This window comes from Sphingomonas jaspsi DSM 18422 (genome assembly GCF_000585415.1).
GTDB lineage: Bacteria > Pseudomonadota > Alphaproteobacteria > Sphingomonadales > Sphingomonadaceae > Sphingomicrobium > Sphingomicrobium jaspsi.
Genome location: NZ_KK073876.1, coordinates 1,782,586 through 1,800,095 on the forward strand (window position 1 = coordinate 1,782,586; position 17,510 = coordinate 1,800,095).

17 protein-coding genes are annotated in these 17,510 nt (G+C 64.1%); 8 read left to right on the forward strand and 9 right to left on the reverse strand.

Features of this window, described 5'->3' with window-relative positions:
- Positions 1–8 precede the first annotated feature (8 nt).
- From G570_RS09170 to eno, 5 genes are all read right to left on the reverse strand, one after another.
- Positions 9–713: a squalene/phytoene synthase family protein gene (locus G570_RS09170; RefSeq protein WP_342665233.1), complete on the reverse strand. Its 705-nt coding sequence runs from the start codon at positions 711–713 to the stop codon at positions 9–11.
- Entirely contained in the window at positions 634–1,992 is a 1,359-nt protein-coding gene (locus G570_RS09175; protein ID WP_037501520.1) for a pyruvate dehydrogenase complex E1 component subunit beta, read from the reverse strand. The genes G570_RS09170 and G570_RS09175 overlap by 80 nt, the downstream gene beginning before the upstream one ends.
- Positions 1,992–3,059 carry a pyruvate dehydrogenase (acetyl-transferring) E1 component subunit alpha gene (gene pdhA / locus G570_RS09180; RefSeq protein ID WP_084607643.1) on the reverse strand — a complete coding sequence of 356 codons (1,068 nt, stop codon included), beginning with the start codon at positions 3,057–3,059 and terminating at the stop codon, positions 1,992–1,994. Before pdhA ends, G570_RS09175 begins: the two co-directional genes overlap by 1 nt.
- Positions 3,060–3,167: 108 nt before the next feature.
- Positions 3,168–3,479: an FtsB family cell division protein gene (locus tag G570_RS09185; protein WP_037501522.1), complete on the reverse strand. Its 312-nt coding sequence runs from the start codon at positions 3,477–3,479 to the stop codon at positions 3,168–3,170.
- Positions 3,480–3,554: 75 nt separating this feature from the next.
- Entirely contained in the window at positions 3,555–4,844 is a 1,290-nt protein-coding gene (gene eno, locus G570_RS09190) for a phosphopyruvate hydratase (protein WP_037501524.1), read from the reverse strand.
- A gap of 142 nt (positions 4,845–4,986) precedes the next feature.
- Here eno and G570_RS09195 point away from each other — a divergent pair, with 142 nt between their 5' ends.
- The 5 genes from G570_RS09195 (at position 4,987) to G570_RS09215 (ending at position 7,020) form a co-directional block, all read left to right on the forward strand.
- Positions 4,987–5,472, forward strand: coding sequence for a hypothetical protein (locus G570_RS09195; protein ID WP_037501526.1), 486 nt, complete (start codon positions 4,987–4,989; stop codon positions 5,470–5,472).
- Positions 5,473–5,525: 53 nt separating this feature from the next.
- Positions 5,526–5,819 carry a phage holin family protein gene (locus tag G570_RS09200; protein WP_051504233.1) on the forward strand — a complete coding sequence of 98 codons (294 nt, stop codon included), beginning with the start codon at positions 5,526–5,528 and terminating at the stop codon, positions 5,817–5,819.
- Positions 5,806–6,279 carry a DUF3618 domain-containing protein gene (locus tag G570_RS09205; protein ID WP_084607759.1) on the forward strand — a complete coding sequence of 158 codons (474 nt, stop codon included), beginning with the start codon at positions 5,806–5,808 and terminating at the stop codon, positions 6,277–6,279. The genes G570_RS09200 and G570_RS09205 overlap by 14 nt, the downstream gene beginning before the upstream one ends.
- A 1-nt stretch (position 6,280) precedes the next feature.
- A complete protein-coding gene (locus G570_RS09210; protein ID WP_051504234.1) occupies positions 6,281–6,724 on the forward strand; it encodes a DUF883 family protein in 444 nt (147 codons plus the stop codon).
- Positions 6,725–6,789: 65 nt separating this feature from the next.
- Positions 6,790–7,020 (forward strand): DUF4170 domain-containing protein, encoded by a 231-nt coding sequence (locus tag G570_RS09215; protein WP_037501534.1) that lies wholly within the window; start codon positions 6,790–6,792, stop codon positions 7,018–7,020.
- Here G570_RS09215 and G570_RS09220 read toward each other — a convergent pair.
- The 4 genes from G570_RS09220 to carA form a co-directional block, all read right to left on the reverse strand.
- Positions 7,005–7,571 carry a rhomboid family intramembrane serine protease gene (locus G570_RS09220; protein ID WP_051504236.1) on the reverse strand — a complete coding sequence of 189 codons (567 nt, stop codon included), beginning with the start codon at positions 7,569–7,571 and terminating at the stop codon, positions 7,005–7,007. The two genes, G570_RS09215 and G570_RS09220, sit on opposite strands and share 16 nt — an antisense overlap.
- A gap of 59 nt (positions 7,572–7,630) precedes the next feature.
- Positions 7,631–8,104, reverse strand: a complete 474-nt coding sequence (gene greA, locus G570_RS09225) for a transcription elongation factor GreA (RefSeq protein ID WP_037501540.1) — start codon at positions 8,102–8,104, stop codon at positions 7,631–7,633.
- Positions 8,105–8,189: 85 nt separating this feature from the next.
- The gene (gene carB / locus G570_RS09230) at positions 8,190–11,531 is read right to left on the reverse strand and encodes a carbamoyl-phosphate synthase large subunit (protein WP_037501543.1); all 3,342 of its coding nucleotides are present in this window, start codon (positions 11,529–11,531) and stop codon (positions 8,190–8,192) included.
- 280 nt (positions 11,532–11,811) lie between these two features.
- Positions 11,812–12,981, reverse strand: a complete 1,170-nt coding sequence (carA, locus tag G570_RS09235) for a glutamine-hydrolyzing carbamoyl-phosphate synthase small subunit (RefSeq protein WP_037501546.1) — start codon at positions 12,979–12,981, stop codon at positions 11,812–11,814.
- A 150-nt stretch (positions 12,982–13,131) separates the two neighbouring features.
- Between carA and G570_RS09240 the strand changes: the two genes are divergently transcribed.
- The 3 genes from G570_RS09240 to rpoD are packed head-to-tail and all read left to right on the forward strand — an operon-like array spanning position 13,132 to position 17,466.
- A complete protein-coding gene (locus G570_RS09240; RefSeq protein ID WP_037501549.1) occupies positions 13,132–13,590 on the forward strand; it encodes a GatB/YqeY domain-containing protein in 459 nt (152 codons plus the stop codon).
- Positions 13,587–15,434, forward strand: a complete 1,848-nt coding sequence (dnaG, locus tag G570_RS09245; RefSeq protein WP_037501552.1) for a DNA primase — start codon at positions 13,587–13,589, stop codon at positions 15,432–15,434. The genes G570_RS09240 and dnaG overlap by 4 nt, the downstream gene beginning before the upstream one ends.
- 13 nt (positions 15,435–15,447) lie before the next feature.
- Complete coding sequence (gene rpoD / locus G570_RS09250) at positions 15,448–17,466, forward strand: RNA polymerase sigma factor RpoD (protein WP_037501555.1); 2,019 nt, start codon at positions 15,448–15,450, stop codon at positions 17,464–17,466.
- Positions 17,467–17,510: the final 44 nt, after the last annotated feature.

A 17,510-nucleotide genomic window follows, 5' to 3' on the forward strand; every position in this document is an offset into this window, starting at 1 on the left:
CGTTTCGATCAGGCAATGGTCCCGAACAATTTGTGGCTGACCAGCGCAACAGCACGCGCCGGACTGGCCTCAGGTTCCAGCGCCGGAGCATGTTTGACGTCGCGGGCTGCAAGCCGGGCAAGCGCCGTGAGTGGGCGTAACCGTCGCGGCACCCGCCGTCCCTCGAGATCGCGCAAGTCCAAATCGGCAGGAATCGCCATCAGACCGCGCCTTGCCGCCGTCGCGACCGCGAAAATCTCGCCCGCCTTTTCGAGCAAGGGCGCGTCGCCGTCCAGCAACAACGCGGCAGCACGGAACAGCGCTGCGCCGCCCGCTGCGACCCGGTCGGCGTCGATCTCGTCATCGAGCAGCGCCGCATAGCCGTCTTCCATTTCGGCCAGCAGGCGTCCCGTGACCCCCTTCGGCAGAAGCTGCCGGGCTACCGCCTGCAATCGCGGTTCGGCCGGCGCCGGCGCGCTGTCGAGCCGTTCCAGCGCCTCACGCCACCAGGCCAGGCGGATCGCGCCAAGGGCTGGCTGGGTCGACGACATCACGACCTCCGCCAGCGCGGCGTCGATTGCGAACAGTGCATCGAAGGCGGGCCTCACCTCGACCGGCCAATATAGCCGGACGAGATCGAGGTCCCGCTGCGGCTCAGCGATAGGATACCGCCTTGGCCGCCTTGACGACGTCATCGACCTTGATAAGCGCCAGCTTCTCGAGGTTTGCGGCATAGGGCAGCGGCACGTCGACGTTTGTCACGCGCGCGACCGGGGCATCGAGGTCGTCGAAGCCCTGTTCCATGCACACCGCCATGATTTCGGACGCGATCGAACAGACTGGCCAGCCTTCCTCGACCACCACCACGCGGTTGGTCTTGGCGAGCGAGGTCAGAACCGTTTCCGTATCGAGCGGGCGCAGGGTGCGAAGGTCGATCACCTCCGCGTCGATCCCTTCGTCGGCCAGCTTGTCGGCGGCTTCAAGGCTGACGCCGACGCCGATCGAATAGCTGACGATGGTCACGTCCTTGCCCTCGCGCATGATCCGCGCCTTGCCGATCGGCAGGACATAGTCGTCGACCTGCGGGACGTCGAAGCTCTGGCCATAGAGCAGCTCGTTTTCGAGGAAGACGACCGGATCTTCGCTGCGGATCGCCGCCTTGAGCAGCCCCTTGGCGTCGGCGCTGTCATAGGGGCAGATCACGATCAGGCCCGGCACGCTGGCGTACCATGGCCCGTAATTCTGGCTGTGCTGCGCGCCGACCCGGCTCGCCGCGCCGTTGGGGCCGCGGAAGACGATCGGGCAGCGCATCTGGCCGCCGGACATGTAATTGGTCTTTGCCGCCGAATTGATGATGTGGTCGATCGCCTGCATGGCGAAGTTGAAGGTCATGAATTCGATAATCGGACGAAGCCCGCCCATCGCGGCGCCCGACCCGATCCCGGCAAAGCCATATTCGGTGATCGGCGTATCGATGACCCGCTTCGGCCCGAATTCGTCGAGCAGGCCCTGGGTGACCTTGTAAGCGCCCTGGTACTGGGCAACTTCTTCGCCCATCACGAAGACGCGCTCGTCGCGGCGCATTTCTTCGGCCATTGCATCGCGCAGCGCCTCGCGGACGGTGGTCGCGCGCATCTCTGTCCCCGCGGGAACGTCCGTCGCCTTCATCGTCGGCGCCTTGGCGACGGGCTTGAGTGCATCGACCGGGGCAGCCGGCGCTGCCGGGGTCTGCTCAACCGGCTGGCTGGCGGCCACCGGCGCGGCCACTTCGCCCTCGCCGCCCATCAGCGCGATGACCGTACCGACCTTTACGCCGTCGGTGCCTTCGGGAACGAGGATCTTGCTGATCGTGCCTTCGTCGACCGCCTCGAATTCCATCGTCGCCTTGTCCGTCTCGATCTCGGCAAGGATGTCGCCCGAGGAGACTTCATCGCCTTCCTTGACCAGCCATTTGGCGAGCGTGCCCTCCTCCATCGTCGGCGAGAGCGCGGGCATCTTCAGTTCGACCGCCATCAGTAGCTCTCCACCAGCACGTCGGTGTACAGTTCGGCCGCATCGGGCTCGGGCGCATCTTCGGCAAACTTCGCAGCTTCCACCACGATTTCCTTGATTTCCTTATCGATCTTCTTGAGATCATCGGCCGAAAATCCTTCGGCCTCCAGCAGCTTCGCGGCATGGTCGATAGGATCGCGATGTTCGCGATAATCCTGCACCTCTTCTTTGCTGCGATATTTGGCCGGGTCGCTCATCGAGTGGCCGCGGTAGCGATAAGTGAGAAGTTCGAGGATGATTGGCCCCTTCCCCGCCTGGGTCCAGGCCATCGCTTCTTCGGCGGCGCCGCGAACCGCAAGCACGTCCATACCGTCGACCTGGATACCCGGAATGCGGAAGCTTTCGCCGCGCTTGTAGAAGTCCGGCTCCGATGCCGAGCGTTCGACCGCGGTGCCCATGGCATATTTGTTATTCTCGATCGCGTAGATAACCGGCAGGTCCCACAGCTTCGCCATGTTAAAGCTTTCATAGACCTGGCCCTGATTGGCCGCGCCGTCACCGAAATAAGCGAGGCAAGTACCGCCATCGCCGCTGTACTGGTGCTTGAAGGCGAGACCGGTGCCGAGCGCGACCTGCGCGCCGACGATGCCATGGCCGCCGTAAAAGCCATGTTCGACGCTGAACATGTGCATCGACCCACCCTTACCGCGCGAAATGCCGGCGGCGCGTCCCGTCAGTTCGGCCATGATCACCTTGGGATCGATGCCATAGGCCAGCATATGGCCGTGATCGCGATAGCCGGTGATGACGCTGTCCCGCCCGACCTTCATCGCGCTTTGCAAGCCGACCGCGACCGCTTCCTGGCCGATGTAGAGGTGACAGAAGCCGCCGATCAGGCCGAGGCCGTAGAGCTGGCCCGCCCGCTCTTCGAAGCGGCGGATGAGCAGCATCTGCTTGTAGAAGTCGAGCAACTCGTCCTTCGACGCCTTGTAGGGCTGCGGCTCGTTAGGCCGTTCGCGGTTGGGGGTAGCAGGCGCAGCGGTCTTGGGCGCGGCCTTGCTGGCGGTTTTCGCCACGTACGTCTCCATCTCACCAAATCGTCCGCGCCGCCTATAGGCAGTCGGGACGGCGCTCGGCAATGCCGTAGCGTCAAGAATAGCTATTCAGGGCAATAAATCGACCGGCAAGGCGGCCGGTCAGTCCGCGAGCGGGACGATCACTTCATCGGATCGGACAAGCCCAAGATCCTTGCGGATCAATTCGTCAGCCATGTCGGGATCGGCCTTGCGCGGATCGAGCAACTGGGAGCGGTGCTTGAGCTGCGAGCGCTCTTCCTGAAGCTGCGCCAGTTCCGTCTTGCGCTTGTCGAGGTCCTGCGCATAGCCGCGCCAAGCCAACAGCCCGTTGGGACCGGCAATGGCATGGCCGGCGAACGTGCCGACGATGACGAACGCCACGGCAGGCCATGCCGCGCGCTTGATCATCCTGGTGGCATTCCCCCGTTTCATAGCCTCACAGAATCAGAAAGACGCCATGAAGGCAAGGGCTTTCAGCCTCACGATTCACAAAAAGATTCGAGACGGTTAGCGAGCGTTGTAGGCCCGCAACGCCGAAACGCCCGGATACCGCGCCGTGTCGCCCAGTTCCTCTTCGATACGCAGAAGCTGGTTGTACTTTGCGGTGCGATCCGACCGCGCCAGGCTGCCGGTCTTGATCTGCCCGCACGACAGCGCAACGGCGAGGTCTGCGATGGTCGAATCCTCCGTCTCGCCCGACCGGTGCGACATGACCGCGGTGTAGCCCGACGACTGGGCCAGGCGCACCGCATTCACGGTCTCGGTCAGCGTGCCGATCTGGTTGACCTTGACCAGGATCGAATTGGCGATGCCATCCTCGATCCCCTTGGCCAGGCGCTTCTCGTTGGTCACGAACAGGTCGTCACCGACCAGCTGGACGCGGCCTCCGACCTTGCCGGTCAGCGCCTTCCAGCCCGCCATATCGTCCTCGGCCATGCCATCCTCGATCGACGCGATCGGATAGGCATCGGCCAATTCGGCGAGGTAAGCGGCCATCTCGTCAGGCGACAGCGTCCGCCCTTCGCCTTCCATCGCGTAGGCGCCGTCCCTGAAAAATTCGGTCGAGGCGCAGTCGAGCGCGATCAGAACGTCCTTGCCCAGCGCATAGCCGGCCTTGGCCGTCGCTTCGCCGATAAAGTCGAGTGCGGCGCGGGCCGAGGCGATGTTCGGCGCGAACCCGCCTTCATCGCCAACCGCGGTCGACAGGCCCTTGGCATGCAGTGCGCCCTTCAGCGCATGAAAAATCTCGGTGCCGCAGCGCAGCGCTTCGGAAAAGTCGGGCGCGCCGACAGGCATCACCATGAATTCCTGGAAGTCGATCGGATTGTCGGCATGGGCGCCGCCGTTGAGGATGTTCATCATCGGCACCGGAAGGATGGTCGCGCCGACGCCGCCAACATAGCGATACAGCGGCAGCCCGCTCGCTTCCGCCGCCGCCTTGGCGACCGCCAGGCTGACGCCGAGGATCGCATTGGCGCCGAGGTTGCCCTTATTGTCCGAACCGTCGAGGTCGATCATCACCGCATCGATCTCGGCCTGGTCTTCGGCTTCATAGCCGACGACGGCATTGGCGATCTCGCCGTTGACCGCGCGCACCGCTTCGCTGACGCCCTTCCCGCCCCAGCGGTTCTTGTCGCCGTCGCGCTTTTCGACCGCTTCATGCGCCCCGGTCGACGCGCCCGACGGCACCGCGGCGCGGCCCATCGAACCGTCTTCCAGCGTAACGTCGACTTCGACCGTCGGGTTGCCGCGGCTGTCGAGGATTTGGCGGGCGTGGATATCGACGATCGCGGTCATGGAATCGGGTCCTTTTCGATGAAACGGCCAAGGGTTTCTGCGACGCCCCTATACGGCCCGCGCCAAAGCGTGCAACTTTGCCTTTCGATCCCGGAACGATGGGGCGGGCTGGCGGGTTGAAGTTGCAAAGCAGGAGGCAAATATGGCGACGACTGACAACACACTTCCCGAAGGCACCGATAAGATCATCGCCGGTGCCGCGGCGACCGAGAGCGAGGAGGCCCTCATCGTGACAACACCGACGGCCAAGGACAAGGCATTGCAGACGCTGAAGACCGAAACCGGCAAATTGTCGGGCCAGGCGGCGGACAAGGCTCGCGGCCTCGTCGGCCAGGGCCTGGAACGCTCGGGCGAAGCGCTTGGCAATGTTTCCAAGATGATTGGCGACACGGCTGCCAGCCTCGATGAACGGCTCGGCTCGGAATATGGCGACTACGCCCGCAAGGCAGCGGGCGCGATCGAGGAAGCCGCCAACAAACTCTCCGCCAAGGACGCCGACGAATTGATCGAGGATACCCGCGAATTCGTCCGCAAGAGCCCGGGCGTGGCGCTCGCCGGCGCGGCCATCATCGGCTTTGCGCTGGTCCGCCTCGTGAAGGCCGGTCTCGACCAGGACAAGGAAGACTAAGCGACATGGTTCAGCCAGGGGGTGGCGACGACGATGGGCAAACGGTTGGCGGCATGTTTCGCCAGCTTCTCGATGATGGCCGGGCCTATGCCCAGGCCGAATTCGAACTTGCCAAGGCCCGCGTACAGATCAAGGCGATCCGCTACCGGAACGCCGCGATCCTCGCGGCACTGGCGCTTTTCCTTGCCTTCGCCACGACCGTCATCCTCTGCCTGGCCGTCGTGATGTGGTTCAGCCAGTTGATCGGCCCCTATCTCGGCGGCTTGACCGCCATCCTGGTGGTCGCAGGCGCCACCATGCTGGTCGCCATGATGGCCCGAAAGGCGTTCGACCGTGCCGCTGATTAAGGAACATAAGCTGGCGTTGGCCGAGAGCGAGGTCGACCGCACCCGCGACCGACTGGTCGACACCGTCAGCGACTTCGCGGACCTGCTGGCGCCCAAGCGGATCATCAGCGACGTGTGGGAAAACGCCAAGGACAAGGGAGCCGACTTGGCCGAAAATGCGGTGGATGCGGTGAAGAAGCGGCCGCTTGTATTCGGCGGGATCGTCGCGGCGCTGACCGCATTCCTCGCTCGCGAGCCGCTCAAGGATGCGGCGGTCAGCGCATATGACGTCATGACGTCGCCCAAGAAGAGAACGGGACCTAAAAAGTCTGGGTGGAAGAAAGAAGCGATTGGATCGACGGCCGGGACCGATGCGTCAGCGGTTACGGTTCAGCGACCCGCAAAACCGAAACCTCGCGCTGCGACCAAGGCTGCCCCTGCCCGGGCGCCTAGGGCGACAGCCAAGAAAGTGGAGAAGTGACATGAGTGCCCGTCAGACCCCTGAGACCCCGACCCTTCGCGATCGCGCCACCGACGCCTTCGACCATAGCCGCGAACGCGCGGTCGAAGCCTATGATGCTGCCCGCGAAAAGGCGACGGAGGCCAAGGCGAAGGCCAAGGACGGCATCGACACCAATCCGCTCGTCGCGCTCGGCGGCGGCCTTGCGATCGGCGCATTGATTGCGGCGCTCCTCCCGAAGACCAAGGCCGAAGAGCGGCTACTAGGCGATGCCGGACGTAAAATTACAGGGACCGCCCGCGACGCCGCTGCTGCCGCCAAAGAGGCAGGCCGTGAAAAGCTGGCGGAACTTAACATCACGCGCGACGCCGGCGCCAATGCCGTTCAATCGCTGCTCAATGGGCTGCGCGACGCCGCCAAGAGCAGCGGACAGGCTGCACTGGGCACCGTGAAGAAAACCGACTGACGACCCGTCGCCCGGCCTTTTCAAGGGACTAGCGCCGGGCGGCCCTTTTCTGTAGCGGGGCGCGCATGAGCAAACTGCACCTCGTATTCGGCGGCCGGGTCAAGGATCCGCGCGGCCTGGACTTCGTCGATCTGAACGCCATCGATTTCGTCGGCATGTACGACTGCTACGCCGACGCCGAAGAAGCCTGGCGCGGCGCTGCCCAGCGCACCGTCGACGACGCCGAGATGAAATATGTGGTGGTCCACCTGCATCGGCTGCTGGAGCCGGAGGTCGATCCTCAGGCCGGTCGGTAACGCCGACGAAGCAGCGGGATCGCAAGGGCGAGCCCGGCGACAAAACCGCCAATATGCGCCGGGGTGGCGAGCATCATCCCTCCCGTGCCGGCAAGGAATGCCAGCGCAAGGTTGAGCACCACCCAAAAGCCCAGCAGCCAGCCGAGGAACAATATGCGGTTGGCCAAGGGTGATCGGAACAGGTTCGTGGGCCTGCCGAACAACAGCCCCTGAATGCCGAATAGCGTGCTGATGGCTCCGCTCGCGCCGACCATCGGAACGTCCATGGCGGGGCCTGCGACATATTGCGCAGCGGCGGCCGCTGCAGCGCCCACAAAATAGGCGAATATCAAGCCCGACGCGCCGATCAGGGGTTCAATTTGCCGGCCGACGATCCACAGGGCCAGCATGTTCATCCCAAGGTGAAACCAGCCCCCGTGCAAAAGCTCGGCAGTCCATGGCGTAACCCACCATGGCAGCGAAAGCGGGCCGCCCGGTGCCTCGCCGACCAGTGCTGGCGTAAAACCCCACAGGACTGCCGCAAGCTGCAGGTTCCAAGCGAAGGCGGCCATCGAAATCACCGTTGTGACGGCAATAATCGCTACCGTCGCTCGAGGCCGGACCGACCCCACTAGATGAATTCGATCTTCGCCACTTCGTAATAGCGCTCGCCGCCCGGCGTCGTCACCTCGACGTCCTCGCCGACTTCCTTGCCGATGAGGGCCCGGCCCAAGGGCGAGTTGTAGCTGATGCGGCCAACCTTGGCGTCCGCTTCCTGCTGGCCGACCAGCTGGTAGCGGATCTTTTTGTCTTCTTCGTCGAGCAGGGTGACGGTCGCGCCGAACACCACCTTGTCGCCACTAAGGGTCGTCGGGTCGATTACCAAGGCGCGGCTGAGGCGATCCTCGATATCGCCGATCTGTGCCTCGATCTGGCCCTGACGTTCCTTCGCCGCATGATATTCGGCGTTTTCGCTGAGGTCGCCATGGGCGCGCGCTTCCTCGATCGCGTCGACGATCTCGGGTCGTTCCTTCTTCAGGCGCTTCAGTTCCTCTTCGAGCAGCCGATAGCCTTCGGCCAGCATCGGCACCTTGTCGCTCGCCATGATCCTTGTCCCCTTTGCAAAACCCGCCCCGGCGCCTCCTTCTCCCCAGAAGCGGCGCGACACAGAGCGGATTGTATGAAAATCTCTATCTGGAGGCGGAATAATAGGATTGGAGCGAGCGAACTTCAAGCGCATGGCCCCTGAGGGCACCAATCGCGTTCGCCACGGCCACGCTGGACGACGCGGTGGTGAAGTAAGGCGTCTTGGCCTTCAGCGCCGCCTCGCGGATCGCCTGGCTGTCCTTCAGCGACTGCCAGCCCTCGGTCGTGTTGAACACCAGCTGCACCCCGCCGTCGACGATCCGGTCGACGATGTGCGGTCGGCCCTGCGCCACCTTGTTGACCCGCTCGATCGGTACGCCATTCGCTTCGAGGTGGGATGCGGTGCCCCCGGTCGCGATGACCTTGAAGCCCAACTCCACCATCTTCTTCGCGGCGGGTACGATATGGTCCTTGTCGGTGTCCTTGACCGAAATGAAGACCGTGCCGGCATCGGGCAGCGTCACCCCGCCGCCAATTTGCGACTTGGCGAAGGCGATATCGAAATCGCTATCGATTCCCATGACTTCGCCAGTGCTCTTCATCTCCGGTGACAGGACCGGATCGGTACCGGGGAAGCGGGCGAAGGGGAAGACGCTCTCCTTCACCGCGACATAGTCGATGTGACGATCGACACGCGGCAGGTCGACCAGCTTCTCGCCCGCCATCACGCGCGCCGCCAACTTGGCGATGGGGTGTCCGATCGCCTTGGCGACGAACGGTACGGTGCGGCTGGCGCGCGGATTGACCTCGATCAGGTAGACCGCCTCGTCCTTGACCGCATATTGGACGTTCATCAGGCCCTTGACGCCCAACGCCAGCGCAAGCGCTTCGGTCTGCCGCTCGATTTCGGCGATGACGGCTGCGGACAGGCTGTAGGGCGGGATCGAACAGGCGCTGTCGCCCGAATGGACCCCCGCTTCCTCGATGTGCTGCAGGATGCCGGTGACGACGACCGTCTGCTGGTCGCACAGCGCGTCGACGTCGACCTCCACCGCATCGCGCAGGTAACGGTCGATCAACACCGGCGAATTGCCCGACACCTGAACCGCGGTCGCGATATAGTGATCGAGCTGCGCCGGTCCGTCGACGACCTCCATCGCGCGGCCGCCAAGTACGTAGGACGGGCGCAGCAGCACCGGATAGCCGATGCGCTCGGCGACCGCGATTGCCTCGTCGCGGCTGCGGGCGAGGCCGTTGGCCGGCTGCTTAAGGCCTAGCTTGTCGACCAGCTTGGCAAAGCGCTCGCGGTCTTCGGCCAGGTCGATGCTGTCGGGCGAGGTGCCGAGGATCGGGAAACCCGCGCCCTCGATGTCGTGGCTGAGCTTCAGCGGCGTCTGCCCGCCGAGCTGGACGATCACCCCGGCAAGTTCGCCCTTCTCCGCCTCGCGGCTGACGATTTCGAGCACATCTTCGCTCGTCAGCGGCTCGAAATAGAGGCGGTCGGAGGTATCCGGGTCGGTCGACACCGTCTCCGGATTGCAGTTGACCATGACGGTCTCATACCCCTGCCCGTCGCGGCCGAGGGCGAAGGCGGCATGGCAACAGCAATAGTCGAACTCGATCCCCTGCCCGATGCGGTTCGGCCCGCCACCCAGGATGATGACCTTGCGCTTGTCCGAAATCGCCGCCTCGTCCTCCGGCTCGCCAAACAACGGCGCTTCGTAGGTCGAGTAAAGGTAAGGCGTCGCCGCATCGAATTCCGCCGCGCAGCTGTCGATCCGCTTGAACACGGGCTTGACGCCCAGCTTGTGGCGCAGCGCGCGCACTTCCGCCGCCGTCACGCCGCCGGTCATGGCTTTGAGCGCGTCATGAACGATGCCGCTGCCATAGGCCGCCGCTTCCGACGCCTCGCGCTCGACCCCCGCCGAGCGCAAGGCCAGCTGCGCCAGCCGCGCGTCGGAGAAACCCATCGCCTTCAGCCGCCTCAGCCCCGCCGCTTCCTGCGGCAGACCTTCGGCCCGGACCTGCTCCTCAGCCGCGACGATTTCCGCCAGCCGCTCGAGGAACCAGGGGTCGAAGCCCGCAATTTCGTGGATCCGCTGGACCGTGAAGCCATGCCGCAGCGCCTCCGCCGCGACCAGCAGCCGGTCCGGCGTCGCACGGCCCAACGCGTTTTCGATCTCCGCCGGCGAGGCGCCTTCCAGCTCGCGCACCCGGTCGAGCCCGCACAGCCCAGTCTCCAGCCCACGCAGCGCCTTCTGCAGGCTTTCCGCGAACGACCGCCCGATCGCCATCACCTCGCCGACCGACTTCATCGCCGTAGACAAGAGCGGCTCGCTGCCCTTGAACTTTTCAAAGGCGAAGCGCGGGATCTTGGTGACGACATAATCGATCGTCGGCTCGAAGCTCGCCGGGGTCGCACCGCCGGTGATGTCGTTGGCGATCTCGTCGAGCGTATAGCCCACCGCCAGCCGCGCCGCGACCTTGGCGATGGGAAAGCCGGTGGCCTTCGACGCCAGCGCCGATGAACGCGAGACGCGCGGGTTCATCTCGATCACGATCATCCGCCCGTTCTTCGGATTCACCGCGAACTGGACGTTGGAACCCCCTGTTTCGACACCAATTTCGCGCAGCACCGCGATGCTGGCCGAGCGCATCCGCTGATATTCCTTGTCCGTCAGCGTCAGCGCGGGCGCGACGGTGATGCTGTCGCCGGTATGCACGCCCATCGGGTCGATATTTTCGATCGAACAGATGATGATGGCATTGTCCGCGCGGTCGCGGACCACCTCCATCTCATACTCCTTCCACCCGACCAGGCTTTCGTCGATCAGCACTTCGGTGGTGGGGCTGGCTTCGAGGCCGCTGCGGACGATCCGCTCATATTCCTCGCGATTGTAGGCGATGCCGCCGCCGGTGCCGCCCAGCGTGAAGCTCGGCCGGATGACCGCGGGCAGGCCCACCGTCTCCAGCATCTCTTTCGCTTCTTCCCAGCTGTGGACGATGGCCGATCGCGGGCTTTCCAGCCCGATACGGTCCATCGCATCGCGGAACATTTCGCGGTTTTCGGCCTTCTCGATGGCCTCGGCGTTGGCGCCGATCAGCTTGACCCCCAGCCGGTCGAGCGTCCCGTTCTTGGCGAGCGCCAGCGCGGTGTTGAGCGCCGTCTGCCCACCCATTGTCGGCAGCAGCGCGTCGGGCTTCTCGGTTTCGATGATCTTGGCGACCACCTCGGGCGTGATCGGCTCGATATAGGTCGCATCCGCCAGCTCGGGATCGGTCATGATCGTCGCCGGGTTCGAATTGACGACGATGACGCGATAGCCCTCGGCCTTCAGGGCCTTGACGGCTTGGCTCCCCGAATAATCGAACTCAGCCGCCTGGCCGATGACGATCGGGCCGGCGCCGATGATGAGGATGGAGCTGATGTCTGTACGGCGGGGCATTAGTTTTCGTTCCCTATGACGGCTTCGTTCCCGACAAATCCAAGCCTGAAAGGAATTTTGGATTTATTGATTGTGGCGATAGCGCAATCGACAGCTTGGGAGCTTGTGTCGGATTTGAAGTTCAGCGAGACTCGTCGATCCGATTGCAGTTGAAAGATTGACCGTTCCAATCCGCAGTCATCCGCAATTTGGTCTAATACGGATTGATCACTAACCGGTGACGTCGCTGTCGGCCTCACGCATGCAGCTACGCATAAACTTGCGATTACGACCCCAATCCTCACCGCATCATCCCCACGAATTTCTCGAACAGGTAGAAGCTGTCCATCGGCCCCGGGCTCGCTTCTGGGTGATACTGGACGCTGAAGGCGGGGCGATCGGTCAGTTCGATGCCGCAATTGCTGTCGTCGAACAGGCTGACATGGGTTTCGCGGACATTGTTGGGCAATCCGCCGCGTTCGACTGCGAACCCGTGGTTCATGCTGGTGATTTCGACCTGCCCGCTGTCGAGCCGCTTCACCGGATGGTTGGCGCCGCGGTGGCCCTGGAACATCTTGGCGGTCTTGCCGCCCACCGCCAGCGCGAGGAGCTGGTGGCCCAAGCAAATGCCGAACAGCGGCTTGCCCGTTTCCAGCATCTGGCGGATCACCGGAATGGCAAATTCGCCGGTCGCGGCGGGATCGCCCGGGCCGTTCGACAGGAAGAAGCCGTCGGGCTCCTGCGCCATCACTTCGTCGAAGGTCGCGGTGGCGGGCAGCACCGTCACCCGCGCCCCGGCTTCAACCAGGTTGCGGAAGATGTTGCGCTTGGCGCCATAATCGATCGCCACGACATGCGGCGCCGACGGATTGGCATGGTCGAGCCGATATCCGCTGCCGATGTCCCAGCCGCCGTCGGTCCAGTTGAATAGCTGCTTCGACGACACTTCCTTGGCGAGGTCCATGCCTTCCAGCCCCGGCCATTCGGCGGCCAGCCGCTGCAGCGCGTCGAGGTCGAAATCGCCCTTGGCATTGTGCGCCACCGCAATAGTCGGCGGCCCTTCGCGCCGCACCAGCCGCGTCAACCCGCGCGTATCGATGCCCGAAATGCCGATGCGCCCGGTTCGCGCCATCCAGCTCGGCCAATCCTCGACGGAGCGAAAGTTGGACGGCGACGTCACCGCCTCGCGTACGATCGCGCCAAGCGCATGCGCCTCGCCAGCTTCGACGTCTTCCTCATTCGTTCCGACATTGCCGATGTGCGGAAAGGTGAAGGCGATGATCTGCTTGGCGTAGGAAGGATCGGTCATCACTTCCTGGTATCCGGTCATGGCGGTGTTGAAGCACAGCTCTCCGACCGCCTCGCCTTCCGCGCCGAAGCCTTTGCCCCAGATGGTCCTGCCGTCGGCGAAAACGATGACTCCCGTCGCTCCTTCTGGTTGCGGTGCGCGCGCGAGTTGTCCTTCGGCCATCGGCTGGGAAGCCTTTCCGTGTCTGGGGTTTTGCAGCAATGTCGCTAAGCCATCGCCGCTAAGCGCAAATTCCGCCTAGGTCAACGGCTGGGAAAAGCGGTTTTTCCCCGCTAACACTGGACCTTTCCAGGAAACCACGACGGACCGACGATGATTCGCGACGATATCAAGGCTGCATTGGTCACCGCCATGAAGGGCGGCGACAAGGACAGCGTGGGCACGATCCGCCTGATCCAGTCCGCCATCAAGAACCGCGACATCGAACTGCGCACCGCCGCGCAACAGCCCGATGATGACGCGCTTGTCACCGAAGTGCTGCAGAAAATGATCAAGCAGCGCCGCGAATCGGTCGACATGTACACTCAGGGCGGCCGCGCCGAGCTCGCAGCCAAGGAAGAAGCCGAAATCGCCGTCATCGAACGCTTCCTGCCCCAGCAGATGAGCGAGGATGAAGCCAGGGCCGCCATCGCTGCGATCATCGCCGACACCGGCGCCTCGTCGATGAAGGACATGGGCAAGGTGATGGCCGAAGTGAAATCGCGCCATGCTACCAGCATCGAACCGGCCAAGGCCAGCCAGCTGGTCAAGGCGGCGCTCGCAAACGCGTGAACCTCTCGCCAGCATGGCTGGACGAACTTAGGGCGCGGACCACGCTGTCGGCGGTGATCGCGCCGACGCTGAAGCTCACCAAGGCCGGGCGCGAGTTCAAGGCCTGCTGCCCGTTCCATAATGAAAAGACGCCGTCCTTCTACATCAACGACGAGAAGGGCTTTTATCACTGCTTCGGTTGCGGGGCGCATGGCGATGCCATTCGCTTCCTGACCGACCAGCGCGGGCTGCCGTTCATGGACGCCGTCAAGGATCTGGCCACCAAGGCCGGAATGGACGTTCCCGCCCCCGACCCGCGCAGCCGTGAAAAGCAGGAGCGCGCGGCCGGCCTCCACGACGTCATGGCCGCCGCCCAGCGCTGGTTCGTCGAACAACTGGAAGGCGTCGATGGCGGCGCGGCACGCGCTTATTTGAAAGAGCGCGGCATTACGGAGGCGACGCGCCAGAAGTTCGGCTTCGGCTTCGCGCCGGACTCGCGCGGGAAGCTCAAGGCTGCGCTCGCCAGTTTCGGCAACGACAAGCTGGTCGAGGCCGGCCTCCTCATCCAGCCCGACGACAATAAGGAACCCTACGATCGCTTCCGTGGCCGCCTGACCTACCCGATCCGCGACGTCCGTGGCCGGGTGATCGCCTTCAGCGCGCGCATTCTTGGCGCCGGCGAGCCCAAATATCTCAACTCCCCCGACACGCCGCTGTTCGACAAGGGGCGCACCTTGTTCAACATCGACCTGGCCGGTCCTGCCAGCCGCAATGCCAGGCGGGTGCTGATCGTCGAAGGGCAAATGGACGTCATCGCGCTCGACCAGGCGGGCATTGGTGAGGTTGTCGCGCCGCTTGGCACTGCGCTCACCGAAGACCAGATCCAGCGGCTGTGGCGGCTGGAGCCCGCGCCGATCTGCTGCTTCGACGGCGACAGTGCGGGGCAGAAGGCCGCGATCCGGGCTGCGACGCGCGCCCTGCCCCATCTCGGCCCCGAACGCACCCTGCGCTTCGTCGACCTGCCGCAGGGCAAGGACCCCGACGATGTCGTCAAGTCGGGCGGCAAGGCGGCGATGGAGGAATTGCTCGCCAAGCCCGACCCTTTGGTCGACCGCCTGTGGCGCTACGAACGCGATGCGCAGCCGCTCGACACCCCCGAAGCGCGCGCCGGGCTCAAGCAGCGCCTGTTCGACCATGTCCAGGCCATCCAGGACCCCAGCGTCCGCCAGCTATACCGCGACGAATGGCTACGCCGCTTCGATGAACTCGTCCGCCCGCAAGCCGCGGGCCGCGGCGCCTTCACACCGCGCCAGCCGTGGAAGAAGAACCGCGAGGGCCGCTTCGTCCCCCCGCCCCCACCCGCCAGCGCCGCCGCCCGCGCCATCGCCAGCGGCGGGATCGACAAGGCGACCGCCCGGGCCTTGGTCTATGGCCATGCGCTCTTCCCCGACGCGATCGGCGACCATGTCGAACTGTTCGCGACCCTCCCGCTTGCCGACAAGGCCGCGTCGAACGTGCGCGACCGCATGATCGATCTCACCATGTCGGGCCAAGCGCTTGATCGCGAAGGACTCGTTCCCATATTGGCGACTGACGGCACCGCCTCCGACTGGAAGCAGGTGTCGAAAGGCGGCGATCTTGGCTTTACCTTCACGCGTTCCTCCGGCGATCCCGACCTCGCCCGGCGCGACCTCGCCATGGCGATGGAGACGGTAGCGGCCAAAGTCGAGCTCGACGCGGCGTTCGAAGCGGCCATGGCGCGCTTCCGCGCCGGCGACGATTCCGCCTTCGAAGAGCAACAAAAACTTCATGCGGCGCGTGAAGTTATCAACGACAGGCTGGCATCTCTCGCCGGCAATGAGTAAGCGGCAGTCCAACATGGCGAAAAACGACACTCCCGAAACCGAAACCGACACCGGCGACGCGCCGCTGATCGACCTCAACGACGTCGCGATCAAAAAGCTGATCGCGCGCGCCAAGAAGAAGGGCGTGATCACCGTCGACGAGCTGAACGCCGCCCTCCCGTCCGACCAGATGAGCCCCGACCAGATCGAGGACATCATGGCAGCCATTAACGATATGGGTGTCCAAGTGGTCGACAAGGACGACAGCGACGACGAGGACGCGGAAGAGCCGGAAGAGGATGTCGATCCGCTGGACGACGGCGGGCCGCGCCCGGCGGTCGCCACAAAGAAGGAAGCGGTCGACCGCACCGACGATCCGGTGCGCATGTACCTGCGCGAAATGGGCGCGGTGGAGCTGTTGTCGCGCGAGGGCGAAATCGCCATCGCCAAGCGCATCGAGGCCGGCCGCGACACGATGATCTGGGGCCTGTGCGAAAGCCCGATCACCTTCAACGCGATCATCGAATGGTCGAACGCGCTCAACGAAGGCACGATGCAGCTGCGCGAGATCCTGGATCTTGAAGCGATGCTGTCGAAGGGGCCGACCGCCGAACAGATCAACGAGGACGAGGACGGCGAAGGCGACGGCGAAATCAGCGCCGCGACTGCGGGCCCGACCATCAAGGAAGAAGAAGACATCGAAGAGGAAACGTCGTCCGACGATGAGGACGACGACATGGTCGAACGCCGCGCCAAGCCCCAGGCCGAGGAAGAAGAGGACGACAACACCCTCTCCCTCGCGCAGATGGAAGAGACGCTCAAGCCGATGGCGCTTGAAAAGTTCGCCGAAATCACCGGCCTCTACAAGAAGTTCGCCAAGCTGCAGCAGGAACGCCTCGTCGCCATGTCGGGCGGCGGCGACCTCAGCGCGGCGGACGAGAAGAAGTACGCCAAGCTGTCGGAACAGCTGACCGCGCTGATCGAGAGCGTCCAGTTCCACAACAACAAGATCGAATATCTCGTCGACCAGCTCTACAGCTACAACCGCCGGCTGACGACGCTGGGCGGGCAGATGCTGCGCCTGGCCGAACGCCACCGCGTGCCGCGCAAGAGCTTCCTCGACGAATATATGGGCAACGAGCTGGACGATAGCTGGCTCGACCGCGTGCGCGGCCTCGACAAGAAGTGGGCGGCCTTCGCCGATGCCGAAGCCGACAGCGTCGAGCGCATCCGCGGCGAGATCGCCGAGATCAGCCAGTCGACCGGCATGGCGCTGGGCGAGTTCCGCCGCATCGTAAACCAGGTCCAGAAGGGCGAACGCGAAGCGCGCATCGCCAAGAAGGAAATGGTCGAAGCGAACCTGCGCCTCGTCATTTCGATCGCCAAGAAATACACCAACCGCGGCCTGCAGTTTCTGGACCTGATCCAGGAAGGCAACATCGGCCTGATGAAGGCGGTCGACAAGTTCGAATATCGCCGCGGTTACAAGTTCAGCACCTATGCGACGTGGTGGATCCGCCAGGCGATCACCCGGTCGATCGCCGACCAGGCGCGCACCATCCGCATCCCGGTGCACATGATCGAAACGATCAACAAGCTGGTCCGCACCGGCCGCCAGTTCCTACACGAATTCGGCCGCGAAGCGACGCCGGAGGACTTGGCCGAACGCCTCGGCATGCCGCTGGAAAAGGTTCGCAAGGTGATGAAGATCGCCAAGGAACCGATCAGCCTCGAAACCCCGATCGGGGACGAGGAAGACAGCCACCTGGGCGATTTCATCGAGGACAAGAATGCCGTCATCCCGGTCGACGCCGCGATCCAGGCGAACCTCAAGGAAACGGTCACCCGCGTCCTCGCCAGCCTGACCCCGCGCGAAGAACGCGTGCTGCGCATGCGCTTCGGCATCGGCATGAACACCGACCACACCCTTGAGGAAGTCGGCCAGCAGTTCAGCGTCACCCGCGAACGCATCCGCCAGATCGAGGCGAAGGCGCTGCGCAAGCTGAAGCATCCGAGCCGCAGCCGGAAGATGCGGTCTTTCTTGGATCAATAATCGAGCTGCCGAGCATAAGAGAGCGATTGCCATGCAATCGGGAG

What these genes read in the sequence shown, in the direction of transcription:
- carA (WP_037501546.1), bottom strand. Translation starts at nt 12,981, where the DNA reads ATGGCCGAAGGACAACTCGCGCGCGCACCGCAACCAGAAGGAGCGACG.
- pdhA (WP_084607643.1), bottom strand. Translation starts at nt 3,059, where the DNA reads ATGGAGACGTACGTGGCGAAAACCGCCAGCAAGGCCGCGCCCAAGACC.
- G570_RS09215 (WP_037501534.1), top strand. Translation starts at nt 6,790, where the DNA reads ATGAGCAAACTGCACCTCGTATTCGGCGGCCGGGTCAAGGATCCGCGC.
- G570_RS09195 (WP_037501526.1), top strand. Translation starts at nt 4,987, where the DNA reads ATGGCGACGACTGACAACACACTTCCCGAAGGCACCGATAAGATCATC.
- rpoD (WP_037501555.1), top strand. Translation starts at nt 15,448, where the DNA reads ATGGCGAAAAACGACACTCCCGAAACCGAAACCGACACCGGCGACGCG.
- greA (WP_037501540.1), bottom strand. Translation starts at nt 8,104, where the DNA reads ATGGCGAGCGACAAGGTGCCGATGCTGGCCGAAGGCTATCGGCTGCTC.
- eno (WP_037501524.1), bottom strand. Translation starts at nt 4,844, where the DNA reads ATGACCGCGATCGTCGATATCCACGCCCGCCAAATCCTCGACAGCCGC.
- G570_RS09220 (WP_051504236.1), bottom strand. Translation starts at nt 7,571, where the DNA reads ATGGCCGCCTTCGCTTGGAACCTGCAGCTTGCGGCAGTCCTGTGGGGT.
- G570_RS09175 (WP_037501520.1), bottom strand. Translation starts at nt 1,992, where the DNA reads ATGGCGGTCGAACTGAAGATGCCCGCGCTCTCGCCGACGATGGAGGAG.
- G570_RS09170 (WP_342665233.1), bottom strand. Translation starts at nt 713, where the DNA reads ATGCCGCAAACCTCGAGAAGCTGGCGCTTATCAAGGTCGATGACGTCG.
- G570_RS09240 (WP_037501549.1), top strand. Translation starts at nt 13,132, where the DNA reads ATGATTCGCGACGATATCAAGGCTGCATTGGTCACCGCCATGAAGGGC.
- G570_RS09185 (WP_037501522.1), bottom strand. Translation starts at nt 3,479, where the DNA reads ATGAAACGGGGGAATGCCACCAGGATGATCAAGCGCGCGGCATGGCCT.
- G570_RS09210 (WP_051504234.1), top strand. Translation starts at nt 6,281, where the DNA reads ATGAGTGCCCGTCAGACCCCTGAGACCCCGACCCTTCGCGATCGCGCC.
- carB (WP_037501543.1), bottom strand. Translation starts at nt 11,531, where the DNA reads ATGCCCCGCCGTACAGACATCAGCTCCATCCTCATCATCGGCGCCGGC.
- G570_RS09200 (WP_051504233.1), top strand. Translation starts at nt 5,526, where the DNA reads ATGTTTCGCCAGCTTCTCGATGATGGCCGGGCCTATGCCCAGGCCGAA.